Source organism: Alphaproteobacteria bacterium, assembly GCA_040216735.1.
GTDB lineage: Bacteria > Pseudomonadota > Alphaproteobacteria > SHVP01 > SHVP01 > CALJDF01.
The window spans coordinates 665,795-686,734 of the sequence record JAVJOO010000002.1 but is presented as its reverse complement, the minus strand read 5'-3'; the positions used below and the strand labels follow the sequence as shown (position 1 = coordinate 686,734).

Below are 20,940 nucleotides of genomic sequence, written 5' to 3'. Positions count from 1 at the left end.
CCGCGCGATGTGCGGCATCGTCGGGTGGATCGGCGAGAGCTGCGCGCCCGGTAGCGCAGAGGTAACCCAGCGGATGTTGGCCGCGATGGCGCACCGCGGCCCGGACGGCGAGGGCGCTTGGCGCGACGCGAACGCCGGGGTCTGGATCGGCCACCGCCGGCTGTCCGTCCTCGACCTCAGCCAAGCCGGGCACCAACCGATGCACTCGCCGTCGGGCCGCTACGTGCTGAGCTACAACGGCGAAATCTACAACCATCCGACCCTCCGAATGGATCTAGCGGCCCGTGGCGTCGCGTTCAAAGGAACCGGCGACAGCGAAACACTGCTGGCCCTGATCGATCGCGTCGGGATCGAAGCGGCGCTACCGCAACTCAACGGCATGTTCGCCTTTGCCCTGTGGGACTGCGCGGAACAAACCCTGTGGTTGGCGCGCGACCGCCTTGGGGTCAAGCCGCTGGTCTATGCCACCGCACCGGGGCAGATCGCGTTTGCCTCCGACCTCAACGGCCTGCGCCCCCTATCATGGCTCAACCGCGACCTCGATGCGGGCGCGGTCGCCGACTATTTCCGCTATCTCTGCGCACCGGCGCCATCGTCTGTCATTTTGGGCGCGCGCAAGTTGGCACCTGGCGGCTTGCTGCGGTGGCGAGCGGGCGAGATTTCGGTCGGCCAGTGGTGGCGCATCGACGACGCGATCGCCACGGCCCAGGCCGAACAACCGAGCGACGATCTCGGCACGGCGGTCGAAGAACTTCAAGCACTACTGAGCGATGCGGTCCATGGGCAGTTGATTTCCGACGTCCCGCTCGGCGCGTTTCTGTCGGGCGGAATCGATTCAGCCCTCGTGACCGCAGCAATGCGCGAGAGGACGATGCCGCGCACCTTCACCGTCGGATTTCCCGGCAGCGCCGGCGACGAAGCCGACGCGGCGGCCGCGACCGCCCGTCATCTTGGCGTCGACCACCGTGGCATCGTGCTGTCGCCGGATGACGCGATGGCGTTGGTCGGTACGGTGTCGTCGATCTACGACGAACCCTTCGCCGACGCCTCCGCCCTACCGACCGCGCTGCTCTGCCGCGCCGCGCGCGACCATGTCACCGTTGCGCTCGCCGGTGACGGTGGCGACGAGTTATTCGGCGGCTACCCGCGCTACTTCCACGGCGCCCGAATCGAACGAATGCGCGCGCGCCTGGGCCAAGGCGGAAGCCGCGCCCTGGCCGGCGTTATGACGGCAATGCCCGCGTCGCTCGCCCAGGTGTTGGGCGGTCTCCTGCCCGGCGGCGGCGGGAGCGAAGGCGGGGCCGTGCGGCTGCGCCGTCTCGCAACCTATTTCGCCGCCGACCGCGCCGACACCTACCGCGATGCCGTGGCCGCCTGGCCGGCGCCGCCGTTGCTCGACCGCGACTGGCGGACCGCCGAGACCGGCGCTGTGGATATCGATCGCTACGCCGCCCTGCCGTGGGCCGAAGCGATGATGGCGGTCGACCAAGGCAGCTACTTACCGGACGACATCTTGACCAAGACCGACCGGGCATCGATGGCGGTCGGCCTCGAGGTCCGCGTCCCCTTGCTGGACCATCGTTTGTTGGAATTCTCGTGGCGACTGGCGCCCCAGTTGAAGTGGGGCGATTCCGCGATCGCCGGCAAACGCGTCCTGCGCGCCCTGCTCGCCCGGTCGTTGCCGAAGGAATTCATCGACCGGCCCAAGATGGGGTTCGGTGCGCCGCTCGCCGACTGGCTACGCGGCCCGCTTCGTGGGTGGGCCGCCGATATCCTGGCGCCCGACGCACTGCGGCGCGACGGCGTCCTCGACCCGGGTGCCGTCGAGAAAGCTTGGGCGCAGTTCTGCGCAACGGGTACGGGCTTCCAACGGGTGTGGACGGCGATTCAATGGCTGCAATGGCGGGAGACTTGGCGTGAGCGACGCTGACCGCGCGCCGATTCACCTTCTCCATGTCATCAACACGCTCGATGTCGGTGGCGCGGAGCGCATGCTGGTGAAGCTCGTCGCCGGCCTCGATCCGGCGGTCTATCACAATACGATTGTCACGCTGACCGGCGAGGGGCACCTCAACGCCGCCGCTCGCGATGCCGGGGCGACCGTGCATGAACTCGGCATGGTCGGCGCGCGAGATTTTCCGCGTGCCGCGTGGCGCCTGCGTCGGATTGTCAAAACGCTCCAACCCGACATCGTCCAAAGCTGGCTCTATCAGGCAGATCTCCTGGCGACGCTCGCGGCGGGCGCGGCCCCGCGCGCGCGTCGCGTTTGGACCATTCGGTGTACCGACATGGCCCTCGAGCGCTATCGCCGCAGCACCGCCGTCGTGCTTTGGCTGCTGGCCCGGTTGTCGCACCGCCCGGACGTGATCCTGGCCAACAGTCGTGTCGGCCTCGACTGGCATCTCACCTATGGTTATCGCCCCCGCGCGCAAGGCGTTATCCCCAACGGCTTCGACCTTACGCGTTTCCAACCGAACCCGGCGGCGGGCCGCATTGTCCGCGCCGAGCTAGGAATCCCCGAAGACGCGCCGGTTGTCGGGACGGTGGCGCGGGTCGATCCGATGAAGGATTACGGAACGTTTCTTGGTGCGGTCGCGCAGCTTGCGGACGCGATACCGGAGCTGCATGTCATTGTTATCGGCAAGGACACCGAGACGTTGGCTGCTCCTTCCGCCGCACTCGAGCCCCGGCTGCACCGGTTGGGGGTTCGCGATGATGTCGAACGGTTTTTGCCCGCCCTCGATGTGTTCTGTTTGGCGTCAGCGTTTGGCGAAGGGTTTCCCAATGTCCTAGGTGAGGCGATGGCATGCGGCTTGCCGGCCGTCGTGACCGAGGTCGGCGACGCGGCCGCCGTCTTGGGCACTTGTGGTCGTACCGTCGCGCCGGGCGATACCGGTGCGCTGGCCGCCGCCCTCCTCGACCTCCTTCGGTTGGACAGGGCTGCGCGTGCAGCGATCGGCACCGACGCAACGGCGCGGATCGCGCAGCACTACGAAATCGGACATGTGGTGCAGCAATTCGCCGCCACTTACGACGGCCTGACGGAGACGCCCTAGGCTGAGAGCGACGGCGCTAAGCGGCCCGTTTTGCCACCGCGCTGAATGCCTGAGTGCCAAGCCGCGCTTCCTTCAGGGCGAGGGCGTGCAGACTAGTCTCGAAAAGGGGGCGAAAGCGCGCGGCAATCGTCTCGTTGCCAAGGGGTTCACGCGCCGCGACCGCGGCGAGGGCAGCCGCGGCCGTGCGGCAATACTCGCCGACCGCGGCATCGTCGAGATCCACCGTCTGGGCGACCAGCGCCGCGGGATCGGCGCCAGGCCGCACCGTCACAATATAATTGACGCGCACCTGCCGTTCACGATTGAGAATACCCCGATGATAGGTTGTGCTGGGCCAAGTGAGATATTCGTTCGGTTCAAGGCGTGGTGTGGCCACGCGTTTGATCCCGGCGGCCCGGGCGGCCCGCGCCGCTGCCCGCGTCATGTCGAGGGGCAGATCGGGCAGGAACGAAATTGCCGCGCCGCGACCGCGCAGCGGCAACCAATGCATCGAACGTGCACGATCGTCATTGTCGCGGTGCCAAACGCCCTCGTCCCATCGGTCGTCGTGGAAGTGCACCATGATGTAGGGCAATTCGAGAACGTCAGCCGCGATCTCGCTGCGGAAGATTCGAAACAGTTCGGCGTCGTGGGCGACCACGCCTTTGAGGATCGCCTTGACCATCTCGGTATCGAACGCACACGCCGCCATCGAATCCAGGCGTACGTCGAGCGCCTTCTCGCACAGGTCGACGAGCAAGGCGGCACGCTGCTGCATAGAGCCAAGAGCGGGGTTGCGATGTTTGGAGTAGGTCATGGTCTCGTCGCTTGTTCTTGACCGGCACAGGCGGCAATCCCGGCCGGGCATCGGTGCGGCACTATCGTCATTCCGCAGCGTCGTTCTTCAGCCAACGGCGTTGCCAGTGCGCGAGGACGATAACATTCCATAAACTTTGCTGCCAGTTGCGGGTGCCTGAGAGGTGTTCCTGCCACCGTCGATCGACAGCGGCCGCCCGGACCAAACCGCCGGCCGTCGCCCCCGGTCCGGCCAGATCGGGCTCGGCCCAATCGCGCAACGGTCCGCGCAGCCAGTCGCCGATCGGCACACCAAACCCCATCTTCGGTCGTTCGATCAAATGGCGGGGGACCCGGCGATAGAGGACTTGCCGCAACGCCCATTTCGCCGTGCCGTCGCCGCCGAGTTCGCGGGGGTCGGTCCGCCAGATCATCTCGACAAGGCGGTGATCGAGCAACGGGACACGGGCTTCGAGGCTGGCCGCCATGCTGGCGCGGTCCACCTTGGCGAGTATCGATTCCGGCAAGTAGGTCAGCATGTCGACAAACTGAAACCGTCGCGGCAGGCCCAATTCTTGTGGCGGATCGGCTATTGCCGGCAGCGGATCCGAGGTAGCGGCACGCGGGGAAATCGCCGCGGGGTCGGCCCACAGACTTAGCAAGCGGCAATAAAGTGCGACTGGATCGGTTGCCGGAAGCAGATCGGCGACCTTGGCCAACCGGTCCGCGCTGTAGGGCGCGCTCGGTGGCCCCAGCGGGAGAGCGCGGAGTACCGGTCCCAGGGCACGAAGGCCCCACCGCGCCGCAACACCAAACGGGCCCGGGAACCGTCGTGCGAGGCTCCACGCCCGCTGGCCTAGACGGTAATGGTTGTAGCCCGCGAACAGTTCATCCCCCCCATCGCCCGACAGCGCCACCGTCACGTGCCCGCGGGCCAGTTTCGACACGGCATACATCGGGATCAGCGAGACGTCGGCGTTGGGTTCGTCCAGATCTTCGATCATGGCATCAAGAACGTCCGGGACATCGCCAGGCGCGAGTCGTAATTCGGTATGTTGTGTACCGAGGTGATCTGCCACTGCGCGAGCGTGCGTGGTTTCATCGAACCCGGCCTCGTCGAACCCCACGGCAAAGGTCTGTGTCGGTCTTCCCGCGCGCGCCTGCATCGCAGCAACCACCGTGGCACTGTCGACGCCGCCCGAAAGAAACGCGCCAAGCGGCACGTCGGACACCATTTGCCGGCCCACCGCATCGTCGATCAACGCCGCGAGCGCATCCGGATCAAACGGTGTCGGTGACGCTTGCCCCGCCGCCGCAATTGCGCGCAAATCCCACCAGCAGCGCTCCACGACGCCGCCATCGGCGGCGATTTCGGCAAGCCAGCCGCCGCGTAGTTTGCGAACGCCGCGATAGATCGACAGCGGAGCGGGGACGTAGCCGTAGCGCAAATAGGCACTGAGCCCGTCGCTGTCGAGCGCCGGCGTAAAATCGGGATGCGCGAAGAAGGCCTTTGGTTGCGACGCGAAGACCAGCGCGCCACCGGCCCACCCCCAATAGAGCGGCTTGACGCCAAGACGGTCGCGCACAAGCCATAGTTTGCGATCGACCCGATCCCAAGCGGCAAAGGCAAAGATGCCATTAGCTGCCCGCGCTGCCGCTTCGACGCCGATCGCGTCGATCGTTTCGAGCAAGACCTCGGTATCGGCATGGCCGCGCAGCGTCACGCCGCGCGCGACGACGGCTTGACGCATCTCTTCGGTGTTGTAGAGCTCGCCGTTATAGACAATGACCCAGCGGCCGTTGGCCGACACCATCGGCTGCTTGCCCGCATCGCTGGTATCAATGATGGAAAGGCGTCGATGACCGAAGGCGACGCCGTTTTCTTCGTCGCTCCATACCCCGCTGCCGTCTGGCCCGCGCGCCGTCAACCGGTCGGCCATGGCCCTGGCCACGTCGGCTATGGCAGAGCGCGATCGCTCCCCGCGCACATCGACATATCCGGCTATCCCACACACGCTATGGATTGCCCCTTTCGGCTCTCAATCCGTTGACGTTCCGAACTCGGCAATCGCTCGCATAGAACCTCCCGCGTCCTTGGCGACAAGGCGGGGAGGCGCCCTCTTTGCTTTTTCGGTCCGTCGCCTTTCTACCACGGCACGCCGGGTGCAAAAGGCCGAATGATCACAGAAGGTTTGCGGCCACCGCAGTCGACAAATTCGGTCCGGCACCGATGTCGTCTTGGACGTAGAGGTACACAGCGTACGCCAGCAAAAGAATCGCGCCCACGGGCCGCCCGAGGCGTTTACGCGCGAACAATAGAACAGCCGCGCCCGCCGCTACACCCAGCATCACCGGTCCATCAACCGCGCCGAACCGCGCCGCGACGGGAACGGGCGCGATGAGCGCCGTGACGCCGAGAATCGCGAGGATGTTGAAGATGTTGCTGCCGATGACGTTCGCGAGGGCAACCTCACCGTGGCGGCGTATAGCCGCGACGATGGCCGTCGCGAGTTCGGGCAGCGATGTCCCGACGGCGACGACGGTCAAACCGATGACTGCTTCAGAGATACCGAAGGATGCGGCGATTCCGCTCGCGCCGTCGACCATCACCTTGGCGCCGGCCACCAACAGCACGATACCCAGCCCGGCAAGTCCCGCCGCAAGGCCGGGCGAGCGCGGTCTTTCTTCGACGGCCTTCGCTTCCTCGACGAAAACGGAGGCCTGACGGCGACGCTCCAAGACGTACGTCACCACCAGATAGAATAGGAAGGCGGCAAACAGCGCCGCGCCCGTCGCAAATCCAAGTTCATCGCGTCGAAGCATCACTGCCAACCAGGCCGAGACCGCCACCATGACAATGATGTCGCGTCTAATCGATGTGTCGTTGTTCGCGATGGGCGCGATCAATGCAGCGACGCCGACGATCAGCAAAATATTCGCGATGTTCGAGCCAACGATGTTCCCAATGGCAATATCGGGCGATCCGGCGAGCGCAGCCTGTACCGACACCAGCATTTCCGGCGCGGAGGTTCCAAAGCCGACAATCACCAAACCGACGACGAACTTGGAAATGCCGAAACGCTCGGCGATCGACACGCTGCCACGCACCAACGCTTCGCCGCCGAAAAACAGCAGCACAAGGCCAAGCAACAACAATCCAAAATCGACAATCATGCAGATGACCTTCGCGATCCGGTGCCACTCGTTACCGGCTTGCCCTAAATGGCCATGCGGTCAGGCCTTGTACAGGAGGATAGGAAAGATTTTTGTGAGTCCCGACCGCGACGCCTGATGGACCAGTGGGAACGAAAAGCAACCACAACGCAAAAGAAACCCGCTTTCCCCCGCTGGTTTGATTAGATCCGAAGTCACGACTCTAACCTTGGCAACCGAAAAAAAATGGTGCGTCGCCTCAGTTTCCGCAATGCCTCTTTGGCATGCCGGAATCCGCGAAATTACAGCGCTTCGGCACATTCCGGGAGATGTAGGGGTATAGTTGCGGGTCCCGAAATGATTCGTACGCTGGTGACCGTAAGCCGGAGGTAACCGGACCCAATCCCCCGCCGAAAATGATAAAGCAATGTCGATCTTCATCGTCAGGTAAGCGAGCCGGGCATCGGCAAAACCCGCAACTCGGTTCGTTCCGACGTCAGCGGTGTATAGCCATCCTTCGTGACAACCACTGTATCTTCGATATGGAGGTTGCCCCACCCCAACTCGAAGTACGGCATGTCTACATTGATGACCATGTTTTCTTCCAGCACATAGTCGGCCGTCGCTTCGTCATGGGTGTGTGGCCCTACGATTATCGGACTATCTGTGTGTTCAAGGCCAAGACTGTGGGGGGAAACATAGAAGTATTCCGGAAATCCTGATCGGCGTACGGCGTCGACGACAGATTCGATCAATGCGGATCGCCGGACGCCGGGCCGAATGGTCTCGCAAGCTGCGCGCCACCCGGCTTGCATCGCTTTCATTCGCCGCGCCAATTCAGGGCTAGGTTCGCCGACAACGGCTGTTCGGCCCAGATCGCCGAAGTAGTGTTGATACTCCCCCAACGCGTCGAACATGAACGGCTCTCCTGCGACAACGCGCCCGTGCGGAAGACCTCCAAGGGCCGTAAGAATGTGGCCACCCCGTCCGCCACGTCGTGAATGCTCAACATGGTAGACGGTTTCCAGTTCGCTCCATGTTGCCCATTCATGGGCCGCTGCGACCGATGCCTCTAGCGCCTCTTCGTTCACGCTTGCCGCGCACCGCATCACATCAATTTCGGTGGCCGACTTGACCATACGAATCTCGCGAAAGATGTTCAGAGCATCGACGACCTCTATCTTGTCGAGACCCATTTCCCGCAACCAACCGAGTACGCGAGGATCGTCGCAACCGACCTTGCCTTTCTCGATTCCGGCGTCAATCAACGCCCTGCGTAGCCCCCACGTGGGCGTTGCGACCAGATCGTCTGCATGCTCGTCTACGTTGGCCGCCCACGTCTCTTCCAGCGGAGATAGCTGGACACCTTTGCGTCGGGGCCAGCCCTTCCATTGGACCGCTTCAGGCTCGCCCGTTTTAGCATCCCGACGTCCCGCTCTTTCGCGGCCGGAGTAGTCGGAGACCGCAATAATGTTCGGAACCCAAGACGGAAACAGTGACAACCGATCGAGCATGACGGTCCGCAGGACTAGGCCTGCCGGCGCATCCTCGCGAATAGGCAATACCGCGTAATTCAAAAAGGGCCAGCGACTATCAAACTGAGTATCCCAGTAGTCACTCAGGTAGTAGACGTTCTGCGGAAACGTTGCGATTAGGCCGTCCAGGCCATGACGCGCCATTACCTCGCGCGCGCGATGTTCGTTCAAGAGCATCTTGATCACCTCGGGATCGGGGGATTACCGCCGCTTTCCTGATTCATCTCTTCAGTCTGACTTTCCGCGCCGAATGTCAATTTCAGCGGACCGGGAGTCATCGTGAGCCATTGGCTCCAAGAAAGCGCTGACTAAAGCATCCTAGTATAGAGAAGGCTCTTGAGGACGAGGTCGTCGGCAGAGCCCGGGACTTGGTTCCGGCGCTGAGAAAATCGTGCAGCCGCAACCGAGGAACTGCGGTGGCAGCCGGAATTCAAAAGGGGATTCATCGCGCTGAGCCAATTAGCTTGTCGGCACTTTTCGACATCATCATGATATTGGAATGAATCAAGGGGAGATTCGGAACATGACCATCGCTATCAGGCCCATTGATGTCGCATTCGGGGCCGTGGTCACCAACGTCGCACTGGCGGATCTCGACGATGCGACCTGGGAGATAATCCACGCGGCATTTCTCACCTACGGCGTATTGGTGTTCCCAGGTCAGCACCTCGACGACGCCGCGCAGGGCCGGTTCGCTGCGCGATTCGGCGAACTCGAACAGATGTCGCCGAAGGGCGAGACGCCAACGTTCCCCATCGCCAACATCAAGGCGGATGGCACGCTAACCAGTGAAGCGGACGAGCAGTACCGGATTCTCAAAGGCAACGAAGGCTGGCACACCGACAGCACCTACATGCCACTGGCCTCCAAGGCCGCCATGCTGTCGGCGATGGTGATTCCGCCGCGGGGCGGGGAGACGGAGTTCGCCGACATGCGCGCCGCTTGGGACGCGCTCGAACCGGCGCGCCAGCGGCGACTCGAAAGCCTGTCGGCTTACCATTCCTTTTACTATTCCCAGGCGCGCTGCGGCTACATCCACAACACCGATCAACTGTATGGCTTTCACGACAAAGGCGCGCCACTGCGGCCCATCGTTAAAGTTCATCCGGAGACCGGCCGCAGGTCCATTTACACCGGCCGTCATGCCCACAACATTCCGGGCATGACGCCAGAGGCGTCGCAAATTTTTCTCGACGAGCTGTTGGATTGGGCTTGTCAGCCACCGCGCACCTACAAGCACATTTGGTCGGTGGGCGACCTGGTGGTTTGGGACAACCGCTGCCTAATGCATCGCGCCTGCCCCTACGACGAGAGCCAGCCGCGGCACCTGCGCGGCAGCCGTATTTCCGGCGAGCCAGCAAGCGAACTCGCACCCACCTTCGAGGACAGCCTTGCGGCGGCGTTCAACCCCTCAGCGAGCAACAAATCGGTGCTGGCGGCAGGGCGCTGAACACGAACGGGCGATCAATATGAAATGGCGGACACGTTACTGGCTGGGCTCCACATACAGCCCCAACATGTAACCGAGCCCCCCAGAATCACGAAAGCCCGCGGTCTCCCGCGGGCTTTCTGCGTCGTGAAACTGGAGCGGGCGATGAGATTCGAACTCACGACTTCAACCTTGGCAAGGTTGCGCTCTACCCCTGAGCTACGCCCGCGTGAGGAGTGGACAAATAGCGCGGCCCCGCAGGTTTGGCAAGAAGCGCCGCGGTGGCCGGATCTGGGGCTTGCACCCGCCGGGACGGCGGGTATCGTTGCCAGCAATGCCCCATGCCAACGAGAGCGACCTGTTCGCCCGGATGCGCGATCTCGGGATCGAAACGACGACCCACCGCCATCCGCCTGTCTTCACCGTCGAGGAAAGCCGCCTGCTGCGCGGCAATATGCCGGGCGGCCATTGCAAATCGCTGTTCCTGAAGGACAAGAAGGACCAATTGTGGCTCTTGGTGGCGCTCGAAGACCGCCCGGTGGACCTCAAGGTCCTGCCCAGGAATATCGGTTCGGCGCGGCTTTCCTTCGGCAAACCCGACCTCTTGGCCCAGGTCCTGGGCGTGGTGCCGGGTTCGGTCACGCCGTTTGCGCTGATTAACGATACCGAACGGCAGGTCCGTGTCGTGCTGGACAAGGACATGCTCGACCTGCCGCTGTTGAATTACCACCCCCTGACCAACGACGCGACGACGGCCATCTCTGCGGCCGATCTGGTGCGGTTCATTCGTTCGTGCGGCCACGATCCGCTCATTCTCGACTTCGCCGATCTCGTCTAAGCGTCCGGTGGCAATTGCCCGGACCAGTGATTATGTTGAAGCCAACGCGAGGCGGCGCGCCCGCCCCGTATCCCACACCCAACACCCGGACGATGTATGGTTGAAACTCTGATCGGCGGCGGCGCTCCGGCCCCGGACCTCATTAAAGACAGCGACACCCAGCACTTCATGGCGGATGTCATCGACGCCTCGCAGGAGGTGCCGGTAATCGTCGACTTCTGGGCGCCGTGGTGCGGCCCGTGCAAACAATTGGGCCCGGTCATCGAAAAGGTGGTCAAGGCCGCCCAGGGCAAGGTCAAACTGGTCAAGGTCAACATCGACGACAGCCCGGAAATCGCGCAGCAACTGCGGATTCAGTCCATCCCGGCGGTCTTCGCGTTCCACCAGGGGCAGCCGGTCGACGCCTTTGTCGGCGCCCAACCCGAAAGCCAGATCAAGGCCTTCGTCGAACGGCTGGCCGGCGCGATCGGCCCATCGCCGGTGGACGAGGCATTGGAGGCGGCCAAGGCCGCGCTGGAGGACGGCGAGGTGGCGGCGGCGGCCAACATCTTTGGCCAGGTTCTCCAGGCCGAACCCGGCAACCCGGTCGCGATGGGTGGCCTGACGCGGTGCTACGTCCTTAACCACGATCTCGACCATGCGCGCCAAACCCTGGCGCTGGTGCCAAAAGAACACGAGAACCACACCGACATCGCCGCTGCGCGTTCCGCCCTCGCCCTGGCCGAACAGGCGAGCGAGGCCGGCGACCCGAGCGAATTGCGGGCCCAGGTCGCGGCCAATCCCGGCGACCACCAGGCCCGTTTCGATTTGGCCGTGGCTCTCTTGGGCAACGGCGACAGCGCCGGGGCGATCGACGAATTGCTCGAGATCATGAAGAAGGGCGCGCAGTGGAACGAGGGCGCGGCCAAGGAACAGCTTTTGAAGATCTTCGAAGCCCTGGGCCCGACCAACGACCTCACCAAGACCGGTCGGCGGCGGTTGTCGGCCCTTTTGTTCTCATGACCCATTTCGCCGGTACGCCGCCGTTCGACGCGTTACCGCGGTCCGTTCCGGTCTTTGCCCTGCCGGGGATTTTGCTGTTGCCCGGCGGGCAGATGCCGCTGCATTTGTTCGAAGACCGTTACCGCGACATGACCCGTGACGCCATCGCCGGCGACCGCATGATCGGCATCCTGCAACCGCGCAACCCCGACCACAACGAATGGGCGCCGACGCTTTACCGCACGGGATGCTTGGGCCGCATCGTGGGGTTCCGCGAATCCGAAGATGCCCGCTACTTCATCACGCTGGCCGGCGTATGCCGGTTCGACGTTACCGGCGAAGAATCCACCGAAACGCTCTATCGGCGTATCTCGGTCGACTACGCCCGGTTTGCCGCGGATATGGCCGAAGACCGCGACGACCTGACCGGACTTATTGACCGAGCCACATTCATGCCGTCGCTGAAGGCCTTCCTCACCCAGTTCGACGTGAACATCGATTGGGACGCCCTCGAAAAAGTCGACGATGCGCCGTTGATACGGTCGCTGGCCATGACCTGCCCGTTCGAGCCGAGCGAAAAACAAGCGATCTTGGAAGCCGAAACCCCGGCCGACCGCGGGCGCTTGATCGCCGCATTGATTCAAATGGCGGTCGCCGACGGCGGCGCCGACGAAGACCGCAAGCTGCAATAGGAGCCCGCGATGACGGGTACGCCCGAGGTCGATCCCAAACTGCTGGAAATCCTGGTCTGTCCGTTGACCAAACAACCGCTGCGCTACGATCGCGAGCGCCAGGAGTTGGTCAGCGATGCCGCCCAGCTTGCCTATCCCGTTCGCGACGGGATCCCCATCATGTTGGTTGACGAGGCGCGGCGACTGGATGACCGACCCGGACAATAATCCGCCCCGACCGACCGAGATCAAACTACGGAAGGCCGACAAGACCTTGACGGTCTCGTTTGCCAACGGCGAATCCTTCACGTTCACCGCCGAATATCTGCGCGTCGAAAGTCCGTCGGCCGAGGTACAAGGCCACGCCCCCGATCAAAAGATTGTGGTTCCGGGCAAACGCTACGTCGGGATCAACGATGTCGAAGCCGTCGGCCATTACGCCGTGCGGTTGATCTTCAACGATGGCCACGACACTGGGATCTACACCTGGCCCTACCTTTACCAGCTGGGTCGGGACTTCGACCAACGCTGGGAACGCTACCTCGCCCAGATGGCCGAGAAAGAGCTGTCGCGCGAGCTGGGCTAGAGCGCGCGTCCCTCAAGCAGCCTGGGTTTGGTGCCCACCGTGCCGCGAGCATGGGACATCAAGAACTTTTTGACTCCAGGAATTCGGTGCACCGCGGCAAGCCCCAAACCGCGCGCAAGTTTGATCGGCGGCACATCGTTCGAGAACAACCGGTTCAGACCGTCGGTCACGGCCAACAGTGTAAGATTGTCGAACCGGCGCCATGCTTCATAGCGGCGCAGAATGTCGCTTTCCCCAATATCCAAACCAAGCCGTGCTGCATCGATCAACACTTCGGCGAGCGCCGCGATATCGCGGTAGCCGAGGTTCAGGTTTTGGCCGGCCAACGGATGCAGACCGTGCGCCGCGTCGCCGACCAGCACGAGACGGGGCGCCACATAGCGGTGGGCGAGCGAAACCCGCAGCGGGTAGGCCCAGCGCCGCCCGACCGCCCCGACCCGGCCCATGAAGTCGCCGTACCGCCGCCGTAGTTCGGTGTCGAAGGTCCCAGCCTCAAGTCGCATGATTCGCGCAGCATCCTCGGTCTTCTCGGTCCACACCAGCGAGGAGCGGTTGCCCTGCAGGGGGAGAATGGCGAACGGTCCGGCGGGCAGAAAATGCTCGTGGGCGATGCCGCGGTGGGGTCGTTCGTGTTCGACGGTGGCGATGATCGCGGTTTGCCCGTAGTCCCACTGGGTCGTGCGGATCCCGGCGGCATCGCGCAAAGACGAGCGCACACCGTCCGCCGCAACCACCAGCACGGCGGAGATGGTCGTACCATCAGATAGCGTGACCCGGGCCCGCGCGCCGCCACCGTCGACGCTTTCGACGGTCGTTTTGGGCCTGATCTCAAGGCCCGATGTGCGTGTCGCCGCCGCAAACAGCCCCTGCCGTGTGTGTCGGTTTTCCAACATAAAGCCCAGCGGCGCATCGCCGAGGTCGGCATGGTCGAAGTGCAAGAAGAGAGGCGAGTTCCCCTCGGAAACTCGTATTTCCCGAATCGGTTCCGCGTGCGCCGCCATGCCTGCCCACAGGCCGGTCGCGTCGAGCAACCGTTGGGAGGCATAGGCGATCGCCGAGGCACGGCCGTCAAACGGGGCGCTGGTCAGCACGGCCGGATCTTCGCGATCGACCATCACCACATCGAGGCCGGCTGCGGCCAGGATCGGTGCTACTGCCGAGCCGACCATGCCGCCGCCGACAACCAGAACGTCGCAGCGACGGGGCGATTTTGGAGATTGGACCATAGCTCGATCCTAACCCGGTCGTTGGGGCAGGGAAATGGTTCCCTCTGGGTCGCGGGCGCTCACGTTTCGCGAGCAATTTATCTTTTTATTTGTATAAGTTACGAACGATTCTTAAGATAGAAATACGATGTTGAATCCGCGCCTCGATGCCCTCGGCGATAGCCCCTTCGAGCGCCTCAACCGGCTTATCGACGGGATCGAACCTGGCCGGCCGCCAATCATGATGTCGCTCGGCGAGCCGCAGCATCCCTACCCCGATTGGGTCGGTGAGGTTCTCTACGAGCACCGCGGCGCCTACGGCGCCTATCCCCCGCTGCGCGGCAGCGAGAAATTTTTGCGCGCCGTCGCCGATTGGTTGACCGCGCGCTATGCCCTGCCGAGCGATTTCATCACCTGGGCGCGCCACATCGTGCCGCTGTCTGGTACACGCGAGGGCCTCTATTTTGCGCCCCAAGTCTTCGTCCCGCGGCGCAAGGCGGATCGGCAGCCGGCGGTTCTGATCCCCAATCCGTTCTACCACGCCTACGCCGGTGCGGCGGTGGCGGTCGGTGCCGAGCCGGTCTATTTGGCGGCGACGCGTGAGACCGGGTTCATGCCCGACCTCGATAGCCTTAGCCCCGATTTGTTGGCGCGCACGGCCGCTTTCTATATCTGTTCGCCCGCCAACCCCCAGGGCACCGTTGCGTCGCGCCCCTATCTTGCCCGTTTGATCGACCTTGCGCGGCGTTACGACTTCGTCGTTCTCTCGGATGAATGCTATTCGGAGATCTATGCCGCCGCGCCGCCGCCGGGGATGCTGGAAGCCGCCGCGGCAAGCGGCAGCTTGACCAATGTGTTGGTCTTCAATTCATTGTCGAAGCGTTCGAGCGTGCCGGGCCTGCGCTCGGGCTTCATCGCCGGCGATCCCGATCTGATCGGCCGGATTCGCACTCTGCGCAGCTACGGCGGCGCGCTCCCGTCGGAACCGGTCATGGCTGCGGCGGCAGCGTTATGGCGCGACGAAGCGCATGTCGTCGAGAATCGCGCCCGTTATGCGCGCAAATTCGATATCGCCGAACGAATCGTCGGAAATCGTTTCGGGTTTTACCGTCCCGACGGCGGGTTTTTTCTATGGCTCGATGTCGGCGACAGCGAAGCGGCCGCCGCAACGTTGTGGCGCGAGGCCGGTCTCAAGGTTCTCCCTGGCGGCTATGTCGCCCGCGATGTCGCCGGTGAAACCAACCCCGGCGCGCCCTATATCCGACTTGCACTTGTCCACGACGATGCCACGACCGAAGAAGCCCTGACCCGATTGAGCAGCGTGTTGCCATCATGACCATGAGCCAAGGCACGACCTTTCTCCCTGCCGGCGCCGGCGCCTTCTTCCGGCGCCGCCTAATCGAGGCGGGCGGGCTGACACTTTTCGGCGCGGCCGGTTTGTACGCTGCAGCGCTGCTCAGCTACTCGCCCGACGACCCGAGTTTCAACAACGTCTCGTCGACCGCGACACGCAACGTCCTTGGCCCGGTCGGCGCTCACCTTGCCGACCTCAGTCTGCAGTTCATCGGCGCGGCATCGGTCTTGGTCGTCCTCACGCTGGCCGCCTGGGCGTGGCGCTTGACCAGCCACCGGGGCTTGCCTTTCGGGTGGATTCACATTGCGGTTTTACCGATCGCCGCCGTCTTCGCCGCGGGTGCGGTTAACGGGTTGACGCCGATCGTACAGTGGGGTGTTGCCGCCAGTGTCGGCGGGATCGTCGGCGCCCTCGTCCAGGGTGGATTGAGCGATGCGGGCACGTTGGTGGGTGTGGTGGTGGGCGATTGGCTCACGGCTGCGGTCCTCGCCCTTGCCGCGCTACCACTAGCGCTGGTCGCCCTTGGGCTGTCGCCGCGCGAGTGGCGCGCGATGGCGGGCCGTCTGACGTGGATCGGCGTCGCGCTGGCGCGGGCCGGCGTTTGGGGGATTGGCCGCATCCGGGCGCTCACCGCCGCGCGGCCGTTCCAGGCCCGGGCCGAACGCAGGGAGCCGGTTCTCCATGGCGGGCGAGTCGAACCGGCGCTACTCCACCAGGACACGCCGACAGAGGAAAGCGATGCGAACGATGCACCGCCGCAGCCGTTGCTGCGCAGCGGTGCCCGGCCGGATGTGGAACCCGAACCGACCGTCACCCGTGTCGCCAAAACAGTGCCGCGCCTGCGCAAAAGCCGCCGCGCCGCGGCTGAAGCTCAAGCATCGCTTGACCTCGGCGCGGGCAACGAAGTGACCTTGCCGCCCTTAAGCCTGCTCGCCGAATCCAAGGTCGCGCGGACCGCAATCAGCGAAGACGCGCTCGAACAGAATGCCCGCATGCTGGAGGGTGTCCTCGAGGACTTCGGCGTCCGCGGCGAAATCACCAAAGTTCACCCCGGCCCAGTCGTCACGCTCTACGAACTGGAGCCCGCGCGCGGTACCAAGGCCTCCCGGGTGATTGGGCTTGCCGACGACATCGCCCGTTCGATGAGCGCGATCTCGGCGCGCGTCGCGACCATTCCCGGCCACAATGCGATCGGCATCGAATTGCCCAATGCGCGGCGGGAAACGGTTTACTTGCGCGAACTGCTGTCCAGCGATGCGTATGACAGCAAGACCTCGGCCCTGACCCTTGCACTCGGCAAGGACATCGGCGGCGAACCGGTATTCGCCGATCTGGCGCGGATGCCCCATCTCTTGGTCGCCGGTACCACCGGATCGGGCAAGTCGGTGGCGATCAATTCGATGATTCTCTCGCTGCTCTACCGGCTTAAGCCCGAACAGTGCCGCATGATCATGATCGATCCCAAGATGCTGGAGTTGTCGGTCTATGACGACATCCCGCACTTGCTGGCACCGGTCGTGACCGAACCCGGCAAGGCCGTGGTCGCGCTCAAATGGGCCGTGCGCGAAATGGAACAGCGTTACCGTGCGATGTCCCATTTAGGTGTTCGCAATATCGCCGGCTACAACCAACGCTTGGCCGACGCCAAGAAAAAGGGCGAGAACCTCAACCGCACTGTCCAGACCGGATTCGATCAGGACACCGGCGAGCCCGTCTTCGAAGAGCAACCGCTCGACCTCGAGCCGATGCCGTTCATCGTCGTCATCGTCGATGAAATGGCCGACCTCATGCTGATCGCCGGCAAAGAGATCGAAGCGTCGGTGCAGCGCCTCGCACAGATGGCGCGCGCGGCGGGAATCCATTTGATCATGGCGACGCAGCGGCCCTCGGTTGACGTCATCACCGGTACGATCAAAGCGAACTTTCCCACACGGATCAGTTTCCAGGTCACCTCGAAAATCGACAGCCGTACCATTTTGGGGGAACCCGGCGCGGAGACCCTTCTGGGCTCGGGCGACATGTTGTATATGCTCGCAGGCGGCAAGATCAGCCGCGTCCACGGCCCCTTCGTCGACGACAAGGAAGTGGAGAAGGTAGTCAACCATCTGCGCGGCCAAGCCGCGCCGGCCTACATCGAATCGATCACCGAAGAACCCGACGCGCCGATGTCGACCGGACCCGGCAGCGGTAACGACAAGGAAGACGAAATGTACGACCGCGCGGTCGAACTGATCTGTCGCGAAGGCAAGGCCTCGACCAGCTTCGTCCAACGCCATCTGCAAATCGGCTACAACCGCGCCGCGCGAATCGTCGAGCGAATGGAGGCCGAGGGTGTTGTCAGCCAGGCCAACCATGTCGGCAAACGCGAAGTTCTTGCCCGAGTCATCCCGCGCGAAGAACAATAGGACATGACCGTTCGTCCTCTCCGCTGGTTGGCTCCGGCGTTCCTCTTCGTTTGCCTGTCGGCGGGTATTGCCACGGCGGCAATCGTGCCGACCGAAGATCAACGCCAGGCGTTGGAGCGAATAGAACGGTACTTGAACGACATCCGGTCCATGCACGCCCGCTTCGTTCAGTTCAGCGAAACCGGCGCAATCGTCGCCGGCGATTTTTATTTGCGGCGGCCGGGGCAGTTGCGGTTCGAGTACACGCCGCCCTCGCCGATTCTGATCGTCGCCACGGGCCGAACCTTGATTTTCTACGATGCCGAGTTGGACCAAGTCACCTACCTGCCGCTGTCGGCGACCCCCCTGGCGTTTCTGGTAGCGGACCAGTTCTCGTTCACCAACAAGGACATCGAAGTCACCCGCATCCAGCGCGACCCCGGTGTGATCAGCGTCGCCATTGTCGATCCGGAAAATCCCGGCGAGGGCGAAGTAACGCTGATCTTCAGCGATGCGCCCCTAGCCCTACGGCAATGGCGCGTCGTCGATGCCCAGGGCAAGAAAACCACCGTTGCCCTGTCGGAAATGCGCACGAACCTGGACCTGGATGAAGCGCTGTTTCGCTTTGACGACCCCAATCCGTTCCGCAATTCGGACCCAAACCGCTAGGCAAAGCGCCGGACGCGCTTGAAAGGGGGCGTCTAATGCCTTTGTATCAGGGGTAGTTCCGCCCCCCTTTGAGAACGTCCGAACCGGCTTTCCAGCAGGATCCTTTTGATGACCGCACGTAGACCCGTCGTGGGAATTCCAGCCAGCGTCATGAACGTTCGCCATTTCCCGCTGCATGCCGTTGGCCAATCGAACGCGGTTGCCGTGGCGCGGGTGGCCCAATGTCATCCGATGGTAATTCCCTCGTTGGGCGACGACATCGACGTCGCCGACATTGTGGGTCACCTCGACGGGTTGTTGTTGACCGGCGGTGCCTCGAATATCGAACCGCACCATTACGAGGGTGCGCCCGCGCGCGACGGCGATCTCCACGATCCCCACCGCGATTCGACGACGTTGCCGCTGATCCGGGCCGCGATCGACGCTGGAGTCCCGGTCTTCGCTATCTGCCGCGGCTTCCAAGAGTTCAATGTCGCGCTCGGCGGCACGCTGCACCAGTTCCTCCATGAGGTGCCCGGGCGCATCGACCACCGACGCGACCGGACGAAACCGATGGAGGCGCAGATGGGCCACTGCCACGACATCCAACTGCGGGCCGAGGGCCTGCTCCAGTCCCTCGCCGGCCGCGACACCGCCGGCGTCAATTCCCTGCACGGACAGGGAATTGACCGACCAGCACCCGGCACGACGGTCGAAGCGACCGCACCCGACACCACGATCGAGGCGCTCACCGTCAATGCGGCGCGGGCCTTTGCTGTCGGCGTCCAATGGCATCCCGAGTTCCGCGCCGAACAAGACCCGTTCTACCGCGCGCTATTCGAGGCCTTCGGCGACGCCGCGCGAGAGAGAACCGAACGCCGCCGCGGAGGGACGCCATGAACACCGACGACCGCGATGAAGACGAGGACGAGGAGGCCTACGACGTCGTTCTCGACCAGCAGATTCAGCGGCTGACCATCATGGCGCGATTCGTCCGCACGGTCGTCGATATCCCCTGGTTCAGCCGCGTCGGCGAGCCATTGAGCCCGGACGATCGGGCTGCGGCGAGCGCCTACCTTGCCGCCGCCGGCTTCCCCGACGCCGCTGTCGCCCAAGTACCGACCTGGGCAGAGGCGGTAGAGGTTGCCGAGAATCCGAACTGGAACAGCGATTGGTGGGAGGCTGAGGAACAACTTAAGGCCGGTCTGATCACCCAGGCCCTGGGGCACATACACGAAACCGAATTGGCCAATGCGCTGAACCATGTCTCCGGACAATGCGCTGGCGCCGCGGTGGAGGCGATCAGCAACGTCGCAATCGACGCGGGCTTCCAGCCCGATTCCGACGAAGACTCGTTTCTTAATGCCGCCGCCGGTTGGGGTGTCGCTGGCGCCTACCAAGCGGCCCTCGTCCTGGCTGCGGGCGCCGACGACGATCATGCGTTTGCCCTGAAGTTCCGGCTTTTCGAAGCCGGGCGCCTCCCCTTTGGTGTCGTTGGCACCACTTTCTCGATCTTCTGAGCGGCGCTAATGGCGCTGCGCATTGCCACCTGGAACATCAATTCGATCCGTCACCGGTTGAGTCTCGCCCGGCGCTTTGCGCGTACTTGGAAACCCGACGTCATGTGTTTTCAAGAAACCAAAGTCGTGAACGAAAGCTTTCCACGCGCCGGCTTCGAAGATCTCGGCTACACCCACTTCGCGATCCACGGTCAAAAGGGTTACCACGGCGTCGCCATCGTTTCGCGGGTACCGTTGGCCGACGTCGGGACACGGCAATGGTGCGACAGCGCCGATGCCCGCCATGTCTTTGCGACACTTCCGGGCGGCGTGGAACTACATAACTTCTACATTCCCGCCGGTGGCGATGTTCCCGACCCTGCCGTCAACCCGAAGTTCGACGAGAAACTGAGATTCTACCGCGAACTGGAAACCTGGGGCGCCACGCTCGACGCACGTCCGCGTGTGTTGGTCGGCGATCTCAACGTCGCGCCGCTCGAGACCGACGTGTGGTCGCATAAACAGTTGCTGCGAATCGTGTCGCATACGCCGGTCGAAGTCGAACACTTCGACCGCGCTTTCGCCGCCCATGGCTGGGTGGATGCGATGCGGCATATCGTTCCCGCGGACCAGCAACTCTATACTTGGTGGAGCTACCGCGCCGCCGATTGGCGCCGTGCCAATAAAGGCCGGCGCCTCGACCACATCTGGATCAACGGCGCTCTACACCCATCGCTTGTATCGATGGAAGTCGCGCACCGCGTTCGCGGCTGGAAGAACCCATCCGACCACGTACCGGTATTGGTGGATCTGTCTCTCTAGGCCGC

General features: G+C 63.5%; 19 protein-coding genes and 1 tRNA gene. 14 read left to right on the top strand and 6 right to left on the bottom strand.

Annotation, left to right across the window (positions count from 1 at the left end; translation table 11 throughout):
• Window positions 1-7 precede the first annotated feature (7 nt).
• Complete coding sequence (gene asnB, locus RID42_04560; protein MEQ8246933.1) at window positions 8-1,930, top strand: asparagine synthase (glutamine-hydrolyzing); 1,923 nt, start codon at window positions 8-10, stop codon at window positions 1,928-1,930.
• Window positions 1,917-3,056 (top strand): glycosyltransferase, encoded by a 1,140-nt coding sequence (locus RID42_04555; GenBank protein ID MEQ8246932.1) that lies wholly within the window; start codon window positions 1,917-1,919, stop codon window positions 3,054-3,056. The genes asnB (RID42_04560) and RID42_04555 overlap by 14 nt, the downstream gene beginning before the upstream one ends.
• Window positions 3,057-3,072: 16 nt before the next feature.
• On the opposite strand, the gene RID42_04550 is transcribed toward RID42_04555, so the two are convergent.
• From RID42_04550 to RID42_04535, 4 genes are all read right to left on the bottom strand, one after another.
• Complete coding sequence (locus tag RID42_04550) at window positions 3,073-3,852, bottom strand: hypothetical protein (protein ID MEQ8246931.1); 780 nt, start codon at window positions 3,850-3,852, stop codon at window positions 3,073-3,075.
• A 67-nt stretch (window positions 3,853-3,919) separates the two neighbouring features.
• Complete coding sequence (gene asnB, locus RID42_04545) at window positions 3,920-5,845, bottom strand: asparagine synthase (glutamine-hydrolyzing) (protein ID MEQ8246930.1); 1,926 nt, start codon at window positions 5,843-5,845, stop codon at window positions 3,920-3,922.
• 166 nt (window positions 5,846-6,011) lie between these two features.
• Complete coding sequence (locus RID42_04540) at window positions 6,012-7,004, bottom strand: calcium/sodium antiporter (protein MEQ8246929.1); 993 nt, start codon at window positions 7,002-7,004, stop codon at window positions 6,012-6,014.
• 422 nt (window positions 7,005-7,426) lie between these two features.
• Window positions 7,427-8,695: a Xaa-Pro peptidase family protein gene (locus RID42_04535; protein MEQ8246928.1), complete on the bottom strand. Its 1,269-nt coding sequence runs from the start codon at window positions 8,693-8,695 to the stop codon at window positions 7,427-7,429.
• A gap of 346 nt (window positions 8,696-9,041) precedes the next feature.
• Here RID42_04535 and RID42_04530 point away from each other — a divergent pair, with 346 nt between their 5' ends.
• A complete protein-coding gene (locus tag RID42_04530) occupies window positions 9,042-9,968 on the top strand; it encodes a TauD/TfdA family dioxygenase (GenBank protein ID MEQ8246927.1) in 927 nt (308 codons plus the stop codon).
• Between the two features lie 133 nt (window positions 9,969-10,101).
• Here the strand turns inward: RID42_04530 and RID42_04525 are convergent.
• Window positions 10,102-10,176, bottom strand: a tRNA-Gly gene (locus RID42_04525).
• Window positions 10,177-10,281: 105 nt separating this feature from the next.
• Here RID42_04525 and RID42_04520 point away from each other — a divergent pair.
• From RID42_04520 to RID42_04500, 5 genes are all read left to right on the top strand, one after another.
• A complete protein-coding gene (locus RID42_04520) occupies window positions 10,282-10,785 on the top strand; it encodes a prolyl-tRNA synthetase associated domain-containing protein (GenBank protein ID MEQ8246926.1) in 504 nt (167 codons plus the stop codon).
• Window positions 10,786-10,881: 96 nt separating this feature from the next.
• Entirely contained in the window at window positions 10,882-11,787 is a 906-nt protein-coding gene (gene trxA, locus RID42_04515; GenBank protein MEQ8246925.1) for a thioredoxin, read from the top strand.
• Complete coding sequence (locus RID42_04510) at window positions 11,784-12,458, top strand: LON peptidase substrate-binding domain-containing protein (GenBank protein MEQ8246924.1); 675 nt, start codon at window positions 11,784-11,786, stop codon at window positions 12,456-12,458. Before trxA ends, RID42_04510 begins: the two co-directional genes overlap by 4 nt.
• A 9-nt stretch (window positions 12,459-12,467) precedes the next feature.
• A complete protein-coding gene (locus RID42_04505; GenBank protein MEQ8246923.1) occupies window positions 12,468-12,665 on the top strand; it encodes a Trm112 family protein in 198 nt (65 codons plus the stop codon).
• Window positions 12,646-13,023 carry a DUF971 domain-containing protein gene (locus RID42_04500; GenBank protein MEQ8246922.1) on the top strand — a complete coding sequence of 126 codons (378 nt, stop codon included), beginning with the start codon at window positions 12,646-12,648 and terminating at the stop codon, window positions 13,021-13,023. The genes RID42_04505 and RID42_04500 overlap by 20 nt, the downstream gene beginning before the upstream one ends.
• Here RID42_04500 and RID42_04495 read toward each other — a convergent pair.
• Entirely contained in the window at window positions 13,020-14,249 is a 1,230-nt protein-coding gene (locus RID42_04495; protein MEQ8246921.1) for an FAD-dependent monooxygenase, read from the bottom strand. The genes RID42_04500 and RID42_04495 overlap by 4 nt on opposite strands.
• Window positions 14,250-14,376: 127 nt before the next feature.
• Here RID42_04495 and RID42_04490 point away from each other — a divergent pair, with 127 nt between their 5' ends.
• From RID42_04490 to RID42_04465, 6 genes are all read left to right on the top strand, one after another.
• Complete coding sequence (locus RID42_04490) at window positions 14,377-15,564, top strand: aminotransferase class I/II-fold pyridoxal phosphate-dependent enzyme (protein ID MEQ8246920.1); 1,188 nt, start codon at window positions 14,377-14,379, stop codon at window positions 15,562-15,564.
• Entirely contained in the window at window positions 15,561-17,987 is a 2,427-nt protein-coding gene (locus RID42_04485) for a DNA translocase FtsK 4TM domain-containing protein (GenBank protein MEQ8246919.1), read from the top strand. The genes RID42_04490 and RID42_04485 overlap by 4 nt, the downstream gene beginning before the upstream one ends.
• A gap of 3 nt (window positions 17,988-17,990) precedes the next feature.
• A complete protein-coding gene (locus RID42_04480) occupies window positions 17,991-18,635 on the top strand; it encodes an outer membrane lipoprotein carrier protein LolA (GenBank protein ID MEQ8246918.1) in 645 nt (214 codons plus the stop codon).
• Between the two features lie 108 nt (window positions 18,636-18,743).
• Complete coding sequence (locus RID42_04475; GenBank protein MEQ8246917.1) at window positions 18,744-19,514, top strand: gamma-glutamyl-gamma-aminobutyrate hydrolase family protein; 771 nt, start codon at window positions 18,744-18,746, stop codon at window positions 19,512-19,514.
• The gene (locus RID42_04470) at window positions 19,511-20,134 is read left to right on the top strand and encodes a hypothetical protein (protein MEQ8246916.1); all 624 of its coding nucleotides are present in this window, start codon (window positions 19,511-19,513) and stop codon (window positions 20,132-20,134) included. The genes RID42_04475 and RID42_04470 overlap by 4 nt, the downstream gene beginning before the upstream one ends.
• A gap of 9 nt (window positions 20,135-20,143) precedes the next feature.
• Window positions 20,144-20,935 carry an exodeoxyribonuclease III gene (locus RID42_04465; GenBank protein ID MEQ8246915.1) on the top strand — a complete coding sequence of 264 codons (792 nt, stop codon included), beginning with the start codon at window positions 20,144-20,146 and terminating at the stop codon, window positions 20,933-20,935.
• Window positions 20,936-20,940 lie beyond the last annotated feature (5 nt).

Excerpts from the sequence above, each read along its gene's own strand:
- RID42_04505 (MEQ8246923.1), top strand. The coding sequence starts at position 12,468 with ATGACGGGTACGCCCGAGGTCGATCCCAAACTGCTGGAAATCCTGGTC.
- RID42_04550 (MEQ8246931.1), bottom strand. The coding sequence starts at position 3,852 with ATGACCTACTCCAAACATCGCAACCCCGCTCTTGGCTCTATGCAGCAG.
- RID42_04530 (MEQ8246927.1), top strand. The coding sequence starts at position 9,042 with ATGACCATCGCTATCAGGCCCATTGATGTCGCATTCGGGGCCGTGGTC.
- RID42_04495 (MEQ8246921.1), bottom strand. The coding sequence starts at position 14,249 with ATGGTCCAATCTCCAAAATCGCCCCGTCGCTGCGACGTTCTGGTTGTC.
- RID42_04500 (MEQ8246922.1), top strand. The coding sequence starts at position 12,646 with ATGACCGACCCGGACAATAATCCGCCCCGACCGACCGAGATCAAACTA.
- RID42_04510 (MEQ8246924.1), top strand. The coding sequence starts at position 11,784 with ATGACCCATTTCGCCGGTACGCCGCCGTTCGACGCGTTACCGCGGTCC.
- RID42_04470 (MEQ8246916.1), top strand. The coding sequence starts at position 19,511 with ATGAACACCGACGACCGCGATGAAGACGAGGACGAGGAGGCCTACGAC.
- RID42_04490 (MEQ8246920.1), top strand. The coding sequence starts at position 14,377 with ATGTTGAATCCGCGCCTCGATGCCCTCGGCGATAGCCCCTTCGAGCGC.
- trxA (MEQ8246925.1), top strand. The coding sequence starts at position 10,882 with ATGGTTGAAACTCTGATCGGCGGCGGCGCTCCGGCCCCGGACCTCATT.
- RID42_04535 (MEQ8246928.1), bottom strand. The coding sequence starts at position 8,695 with ATGCTCTTGAACGAACATCGCGCGCGCGAGGTAATGGCGCGTCATGGC.
- RID42_04540 (MEQ8246929.1), bottom strand. The coding sequence starts at position 7,004 with ATGATTGTCGATTTTGGATTGTTGTTGCTTGGCCTTGTGCTGCTGTTT.
- RID42_04465 (MEQ8246915.1), top strand. The coding sequence starts at position 20,144 with ATGGCGCTGCGCATTGCCACCTGGAACATCAATTCGATCCGTCACCGG.
- asnB (MEQ8246933.1), top strand. The coding sequence starts at position 8 with ATGTGCGGCATCGTCGGGTGGATCGGCGAGAGCTGCGCGCCCGGTAGC.
- RID42_04485 (MEQ8246919.1), top strand. The coding sequence starts at position 15,561 with ATGACCATGAGCCAAGGCACGACCTTTCTCCCTGCCGGCGCCGGCGCC.
- RID42_04475 (MEQ8246917.1), top strand. The coding sequence starts at position 18,744 with ATGACCGCACGTAGACCCGTCGTGGGAATTCCAGCCAGCGTCATGAAC.
- RID42_04520 (MEQ8246926.1), top strand. The coding sequence starts at position 10,282 with ATGCCCCATGCCAACGAGAGCGACCTGTTCGCCCGGATGCGCGATCTC.
- RID42_04480 (MEQ8246918.1), top strand. The coding sequence starts at position 17,991 with ATGACCGTTCGTCCTCTCCGCTGGTTGGCTCCGGCGTTCCTCTTCGTT.